The 8,187-nt window shown below is 65.1% G+C and carries 5 protein-coding genes; all 5 read left to right on the top strand.

Features of this window, described 5'->3' with window-relative positions:
- Positions 1 to 104: 104 nt before the first annotated feature.
- Positions 105 to 1,946: a phosphogluconate dehydratase gene (gene edd, locus VGD20_RS17660; RefSeq protein ID WP_331135687.1), complete on the top strand. Its 1,842-nt coding sequence runs from the start codon at positions 105 to 107 to the stop codon at positions 1,944 to 1,946.
- A 106-nt stretch (positions 1,947 to 2,052) separates the two neighbouring features.
- Positions 2,053 to 2,676, top strand: coding sequence for a bifunctional 4-hydroxy-2-oxoglutarate aldolase/2-dehydro-3-deoxy-phosphogluconate aldolase (gene eda, locus VGD20_RS17655; protein ID WP_331135686.1), 624 nt, complete (start codon positions 2,053 to 2,055; stop codon positions 2,674 to 2,676).
- A gap of 68 nt (positions 2,677 to 2,744) precedes the next feature.
- Positions 2,745 to 4,331, top strand: coding sequence for an HAD-IB family hydrolase (locus VGD20_RS17650; protein WP_331135685.1), 1,587 nt, complete (start codon positions 2,745 to 2,747; stop codon positions 4,329 to 4,331).
- Between the two features lie 122 nt (positions 4,332 to 4,453).
- Positions 4,454 to 6,793 carry a glycerol-3-phosphate 1-O-acyltransferase gene (locus VGD20_RS17645; RefSeq protein WP_331135684.1) on the top strand — a complete coding sequence of 780 codons (2,340 nt, stop codon included), beginning with the start codon at positions 4,454 to 4,456 and terminating at the stop codon, positions 6,791 to 6,793.
- 124 nt (positions 6,794 to 6,917) lie between these two features.
- The coding region (locus VGD20_RS17640) for a wax ester/triacylglycerol synthase family O-acyltransferase (protein ID WP_331135683.1) at positions 6,918 to 8,187 on the top strand (1,270 nt) is incomplete at its 3' end.

Here is an 8,187-nt window from a genome sequence, read left to right as displayed (position 1 = left end):
CGACGCCTGGGCCGAGGTCGACATGGCACCGCAGAATTACACCGCGGGCAGCTGGGGCCCGTCGAGCGCCATCGCGCTGATCGAACGCGACGGAGCGAGCTGGCATGACTGATCTGAACCCCGTAATCGCCAAGGTTACCGACCGCATTATCGCGCGCAGCGCCCCGCGCCGTGCCGCTTACCTCGACCTCATGGACCGCCAGCGCGAGGCGGGCACCAACCGCGGCAATTTGTCGTGCGGCAATCTTGCGCACGGCTTTGCCGCCTCGGGCGAGGACAAGCCCGCGATCCGGTCGGGCGCCGAGATGAACATCGGCATCGTCACCAGTTACAACGACATGCTGTCGGCGCATCAGCCGTACGGCCGCTATCCCGAGCAGATCAAACTCTTCGCGCGCGAAGTCGGCGCGACCGCGCAGGTCGCGGGCGGCGTCCCGGCGATGTGTGACGGGGTGACGCAGGGGCAGGCGGGCATGGACCTGTCGCTCTTCAGCCGCGACAATATCGCGCAAGGCACGGTGATCGCGCTCAGCCATGCAATGTTCGAAAGCGCCTTGCTGCTCGGCATCTGCGACAAGATCGTCCCCGGCCTGCTGATCGGCGCGCTGCGCTTCGGCCATCTGCCGCAAATCTTGATCCCCGCCGGCCCGATGCCCTCGGGCCTCGCCAACAAGGAAAAGCAGCGCGTCCGCCAGCTCTATGCCGAGGGCAAGGCGAGCCGCGACGAACTGCTCGAGGCCGAGGCGGCAAGCTATCATGGCGCGGGCACCTGCACCTTCTACGGCACCGCGAACAGCAACCAGATGATGATGGAACTGATGGGGCTCCACATCCCCGGCAGCGCCTTCACCAACCCCGGCACCAAGCTGCGGCAGGAACTGACGCGCGCCGCGGCGCATCGCATCGCGCAGATCGGCTGGGACGGCGACGATTATCGCCCGCTCGCGCGCTGCATCGACGAAAAGGCGATCGTCAACGCCGCGATCGGCCTGCTCGCCACCGGCGGGTCGACCAACCATGCGATTCACCTGCCCGCGATTGCGCGCGCGGCGGGGATTATCATCGACTGGCAGGATTTCGACGAGCTCAGCCATGCGGTGCCTTTGCTCGCGCGCGTTTATCCGAACGGTGCGGGCGACGTGAACAATTTCCATGCCGCGGGCGGCATCGGCTATGTCGTGCGCGAACTGCTCGATGCCGGATTGCTGCATGGTGACGTGCTCACCGTCGGTGGGACGATGGCCGATTATGCGTCGGAGCCCGTGCTCGTGAACGACGAACTCCACTGGCAGGCGGCGCCCGCGGAGAGTCGCGACGACACGATGCTGCGCCCGGTCGCCGCGCCCTTCTCGCCCGACGGCGGGATGCGACTGCTCGCAGGCAATTTGGGCCGCGCGATCATCAAGACGAGCGCGGTCGCCGAGGATCGCTGGACGATCGAGGCGCCGTGCCGGATCTTCGATGACCAGAACCAAGTGCTCACCGCGTTCAAGGCGGGCGAACTCGAACGCGACGTCGTGGTCGTCGTCCGCTTCCAGGGGCCGCGCGCGAACGGCATGCCCGAACTGCACAAGCTGACCCCGGCGCTCGGCGTGTTGCAGGACAAGGGTTTCCGCGTGGCGCTGCTGACCGACGGCCGCATGTCGGGCGCCAGCGGCAAGGTCCCCGCGGTGATCCACCTCTCCCCCGAAGCGCTGCCGGGCGCCGACGGGGTAAGCGGCCCGCTCGCTTATCTTCAGGACGGCGACGTCGTTCGCGTCTGCGCGGTGAACGGCGAAGTCGTAGCGCTCGTCGACGAAGCCGAATGGGCCGCGCGCGCGCCCGCCGTCGCCCCGCCGCCCGCGCTCGGCGTCGGCCGCGAACTTTTCGCGCTGTTCCGCCACCATGCCGACGAAGCCGAAAAGGGCGGCTCGGCGATTTTGGCGGCGATGGAAATGGTAGCCTAAATCCCCAAACCCGTTTGTCCTGAGCTTGTCGAAGGACCGTATTTCCCTTCCAGCGGGTCAAGAAAAGAACAGCCCTTCGACAAGCTCAGGGCGAACGGAGATTGAAATGTCGGATTCAGGTATCGACCAGATCATGCGCCTCGCGCCCGTCATCCCGGTGATCGTCATCGACCGGGTCGAGGACGCGGTGCCGATGGCCGAAGCGCTCGTCGCGGGTGGGCTGACGGTGCTCGAAGTTACCCTACGCACGCCGGCTGCGCTCGACGCGATCACCGCGATGAAATCGGTCAAGGGCGCCGTGGTCGGCGCGGGCACCGTGCTCAATCAAATTGACCTGAACAAGAGCATTGATGCTGGCGCTGAGTTTATCGTCTCGCCCGGCATCACAGCTGGCCTTTGCAAAGCGGCCATCGATAATGGCATTCCTTTGCTTCCCGGTACCGCCAACGCGTCGGACATCATGCTTGGGATGGATATGGGCCTCTCGCGCTTCAAATTCTTCCCCGCGGCGACCAGCGGCGGCATCCCTGCGCTGAAGGCGCTCGCGGGCCCCTTCGGCCAGGCGCGCTTCTGCCCCACCGGCGGTATCACCCCCGCAACCGCACCCGAATGGCTCGCGCTCGAAGCGGTGCTGTGCGTCGGCGGCAGCTGGGTCGTCCCCTCGGGCCCGCTCGACCCTGCAAAAATCGAGACGTTGGCGCGCGAAGCTGCCGCACTTTCACGCCATTGATTAACCCCATTTTACCTGTCACTGTGCAGGGATAAGGCGGCAATATAGCCGTTGGTGGGGAGACAGGCGTGCCGAGGCCGCAACCGCATTTGGACGAAGTTCTGGCGTCGGAGCCGGGATCGCATATCGCCGCGCTCTTCGATTTCGACGGAACGATCATTTCGGGCTATTCGGCGACCGCGATGCTGCGCGAGAAATTCCAGCGCCGCGAAATGTCGATGGAGGAAATCGCCGAGACCGCGCAGGTCATCGCGCAGCACAGCCTCGGTACCATCGGCTTCTCGGGGCTGATGTCGGGCGCCGCCAAATTCATGAAGGGCGTCGACGAGGAAAGCTTCATCGAATTCGGCGAGGAGCTCTACAAAAAACATATCGCGCGGAAGATCTATCCCGAAACGCGTGCGATCATCGAAGCGCATCAGGCGAAGGGGCACCGCGTCGCGATCATCTCGTCGGCGACGATCTACCAGATCGAGCCGACCGCACGCGACCTCGGCATCACCGATATCAAATGCTCGGCCTACGAGATCGAAGACGGGGTGTTTACCGGCGAGATCGTCCGTCCGCTCTGCTTCGGCGAGGGCAAGGTGCTCGCCGCCGAGGAACTCGCCGCCGAATATGGCCTCGATCTCGACCAGAGCTTTTTCTATTCGGACAGCGACGACGATATCGAACTCCTCGAACGCGTCGGCAAGCCGCGCCCGCTCAACCCCAACCTGAAACTCAAAGCGATCGCCGAAGAGAACGGCTGGCCGGTGCAGCGTTTCGGTAGCCGCGGCACGCCGAGCTGGGTCGACTATACGCGCACCATCTATGCCACCGGTTCGCTCGTCGGCGCCTTCGCCGCGGGCCTCCCGATCTGGGCGCTGACGCGCTCGCAGCGCGAGGCGGCGAATTTCTCGATCGGGCTGTTCGGCGATTTCGCGACCGCGATCACCGGGGTCGAGCTGGAGGTCGAGGACGAGAAGAATCTCTGGTCCTCACGCCCCTGCGTCTTCATCTTCAACCACCAGAGCAAGGCGGACGTCATGATCCTTGCCAAGCTCATCCGCCGCGACATGGGCGGGGTGGGGAAGAAGGAAATCAAGGACATCCCCATCCTCGGCAAGCTGATGGAATGGGGCGGCACCGTCTTCGTCGACCGCGCCGACGGCAAGAGCGCGATCAAGGCGATGGAGCCGCTGGTCGATGCGATCAAGGTCGAAGGCAAGTCGATCTGTATCTCGCCCGAAGGCACGCGCAGCCTGACGCCGAAGCTTGAGCCGTTCAAGAAGGGCGCGTTCCACCTCGCGATGCAGGCCGGGGTGCCGATCGTCCCGATCGTCATTCATAATGCGACCGACGTTGCGCCGAAGAACGAGTTCGTGATGCGCCCCGCGACGGTGCGCGTCACCGTGCTGCCGCCGGTCGATACGTCCGGATGGAGCCCGCGGACGATCAACACGCATGTGCGCGACGTACGGAACATGTTCCTGCGGACGCTTGGCCAGCCCGAGGAAAGCGTCGCCGAATCGGTGGCGAAGGAGCCGGCGCCCGCGGCTAAGGCCGAAGAGGTCCCCGTTAAGGCCGCCGCAAAACCGGCCACCAAGAAGAAATCTCCTGCCAAGAAGGCGATCACCAGGAAGAAGACGGCCGGAAAGGCTCCCAAGGCATGATCGTGCATCTCCTTCCCGTTCGCATCGAGCGAAGTCGAGATGCCCATCGGGACGGCGCTTGCTATCGGGGTGTCTCGACTTCGCTCGACACGAACGGGCTTTCGGCGGAGCGTCATTGAGCGGTGGCCGACGGAACGCCCCGCACCCCTGTTGTGGCGGAGCAGGCGGCCGACCGGCTCTATATAATCGACGCACGCAACGGGGTCGAGCGACGCTTGCTGCTCGACTGGATCCATTCGACGAGTGGCGATGACGAGCCGGTTTGGGCCAGCCTCGACATCGAGGACGGCGACCATGCGCTGCCCGTCGATGTGCTGCAGGCGCGGCTCGGCGGAGCAGCATCGCGGCAGGTCGTGCCGCTGCGCGTCGCGTGGCGCATTCCGGGGTTCGACAAGGACCGCGCGCTCAAATTCCGCCACCTGATCTTCGGCGACCCGCGCCACCCTGGCCCGTTGCGGTCGCGGCTGATCCTGCTCCGCGATCGTCGCCGGGCGCAAATATTGGTCGGCGAGGCCGCGACGCTCGACACGCTGCGAATGCGTTTTTGCGCGCAGACCGGTGGCGGCGACGGCGAGGGTGCCGATAGTCCCGAATTCGCGGGCTTCGTCGCGCGGCAGGCCGCGCTCGCGCTTGACGCCGCCGAGCGGGGAATCCGGGGAACAAGATACAAGGTACCGCGTTTCGTCGCCGACGGGCTGCGCACCAGTCCCAAATTTCGCGCCGCGCTTGCCGAGCTCTCGGAAAAGACAGGGCGCCCCGTCGGCGATCTCTACCGCGAAGCGCGGCTGTTGATGAAGGAAGTGATCGCGCGCCCGTCGGCGCTGTTCCTCGACCTTCGCGCCCGGCTCGATCGCATGATGTTCGGCGGCTACGCGCCCGAGATGGAGGTCGACGCCACCGAACTGGCGAAGCTGCGTGCAATCTTGCGCGAACATCCGACCGCAATCCTCTTCACGCACAAAACCTATATCGACGGCGCGACGCCCAGCCGGCTGACCTATGAAAATGACATGCCGATGCTGCACAGCTTCGGCGGGGCCAATCTCGACTTCGCGGTAATGGGCGAGTTCTTCCGCCGCTCGGGGATGATCTTCATCCGCCGCAGCTTCCAGGACCAGCCGGTCTACAAGCTCGTGCTGCGCCACTATATCGCGTGGCTGCTCGCCAAGCGCTTCCCGCTCAGCTGGGCGTTCGAGGGGACGCGGTCGCGGCTCGGCAAGCTGATGCCGCCCAAATATGGCCTGATGAAATATGTCCTCGATGCGGCGCATGCCACAGGCACGCGCGACGTGCATTTCGTCCCCTTCGTCACCAGTTTCGACCTGATCCGCGACGTCGAGGAATATGCCGCCGAACAAACCGGCCGGAACAAGAAGCCCGAAAGCCTGTCGTGGTTCCTCGGCTATATGAAGAGCCTCAAGGAACCGTCGGGGCGCATCCGCCTCGACATCGGCAATCCGGTGGTGATCGACGAGGCACCGGGGCCCGACGACAAGCGCGCGCTCGAAAAGATCGCCTTCGCCGTCGCGGTCGAGGCGAACCGTGTCACGCCGCTGACGGTCACCTCGGTGATGTGCCTGATCCTGCTCGGCATGGCGCCGCGCGGCGCCACCGCTGCCGAACTGCTCGGCGCGATCGGCGCGGTGACCGACTGGGCGCGGGCACGCGACATCCGCCTCAGCAGCGAACTCGAAGGCGGTGATGACACCGCGCTGTCGGCGACGGTCGACACGCTCGTCGAAAGCGGGCTGCTGACGCGCTACGAGGCGGGCAGCGAAAATGTCTATTCGATCGACCCCGCCAAGCATCCGATGGCGAGCTATTACCGCAATATCATCGCGCATCATTTCCTCGATCGCGCGATGGTGGAACTTGCGCTGTTCGAACTCCGCGACGCCGACAGCGGTGATGCGACCGCCGCCTTCTGGGCGAAAATCGACCGCCTCCGCGATCTGTTCAAATTCGAGTTCTTTTACCCGCCCCGCGACGAACATCGCGCCGCAATCGAGGCCGAACTGAAGCGCATCGATCCGGTGTGGGATCGCCGTCTCGCGAGCGGCGACCGCGGTATCGCGCAGCTCCTGCGCCGCTGCCAGCCCGTCGTCGGCCATGCGATCCTGCTGCCGTTTGCCGAGGCCTATTCGGTCGTCGCCGAGCAACTGGCGCGTGCGAAGCCCGGCGATGTGGTCGATGAAAAGGCGCTGCTCGACGCGGCGCTGGTCGAGGGACGGCAAGCCTATCTGCTCCGCCGGATCAGCAGCGAGGCGGCGATCGGCAAATTGCTCTTCGCCAACGGGCTGTCGTTGATGCGCCATATGGGGCTCGCGGAGGAGGCGACACCGGCAAACCTTGCCGCGCGCCGCGCACTGCTCGTGGAACTGCGCGGCCTTGCCAATGTCATGGAAACGATGCGGCTTTCGACGATTGCGCTTGCGGATCGATTGCCGGCGCATGGAGAATGAATGTGCTTAGCCATCCTTCGTCATTGCGAGCGAAGCGAAGCAATCCAGAGCGGTTACCGCACACTCTGGATTGCCGCGTCGCCTTCGGCTCCTCGCAATGACGGCTGGATAGAAGGAACCGAAAATGCTCAAACAGCTCAGCGCGCAGGACGCCCAGTTCCTCTATACGCAGACTGCGAACAATCTGACGCACATCATGGGCGTCTATATCTACGACCCCTCGACCGCGCCGGGCGGCTTCGTGCGCTTCAAGGACATCATCCGCCACGTCGAAAGCCGCGTCGATACCTCGCCCCTGTTCAAGCGCCGGCTACACCGCCTGCCGTTCGACATGGACCATCCCTATTGGGTCGAGGACGAGCATTTCGATATCGAGGCGCATATGAGCCACGCACGCCTGCCCGAGCCCGGCGACTGGCGGCAATTCTGTATCGCGGTCGCGCGCTGGTTCTCGAAGCCGATGGATATGAACCGCCCGCTCTGGGACATCTATATCATCGAGGGGCTCGACCGCATTCCCGGCATCCCGAAAGGAAGCTTCGCGATGCTCCACCGCGTCCACCACGCCGCGGTCGACGGCGCGTCGGGCGCGCACGCTTTCATCGCGATGAGCGATATCGACGCCAAGGGCACGCCCGCGATCGCCGAGCCGCCGCCAGTCGAGGAGCTGGGCAAGGCGCCGTCGAGTACCGAGACGCTCTCGCGGGCCTGGTCGGCGTCGATGCAGTCGCCGGTCAAATTCATGAACGCGCTGATGAAGATGTCGCCCGCGATCATCTCGTCGGCGCGCAAGTCGATCGCCGAAGGCGGGATGACCGCCGGAGTTCCCGAAACGCGCTTCAACGTGCCCGTCGGGCCACACAAGATGTTCGACGCAACGACGGTCGCGCTCGCCGACGTGGCCGAGATCCGCAAGAAGGTGCCGGGTGCGACGGTCAATGACGTCGTGCTCACCACCGTCGGCGGCGCGCTGCGCAAATATCTCCAGAAGCATAAGGAGCTGCCGAAGGAGAGCCTCGTCGCCGTGGCGCCGATCAACCTGCGCGGGAAGGGCGGCAAGGCGTCGAAGCCGGGCAATCAGGTGTCGGCGATGAGCGTGCCGATCCGCACCGACATCGCCGATCCGCTCGAACGGCTCGCCGCGGTCCGCGATTATACGGTCGAGGCGAAGGAGGCGAAGGCGGGGGTCAGCGCGCGGATCATGACCGACCTGTCGCAACATATTCCGGGCGCAACGATGGCGGCGGTCGCGCGGCTCGTCACCAGCGAGCGGTTCGCGGTGCGCGGCACCAATCTCTTCATCTCGAACGTTCCGGGCGCGCAGGTGCCGCTCTATCTGGCGGGCGCGCAACTCGTGCAGCAGCACGGTATGGCGCCGCTCGCGAACAATATGG

The sequence above is a fragment of the Sphingopyxis sp. genome, assembly GCF_036402335.1.
GTDB lineage: Bacteria > Pseudomonadota > Alphaproteobacteria > Sphingomonadales > Sphingomonadaceae > Sphingopyxis.
The sequence above is the reverse complement of the archived record's forward strand: the minus strand, read 5'-3'. Positions and strand labels throughout refer to the sequence as shown.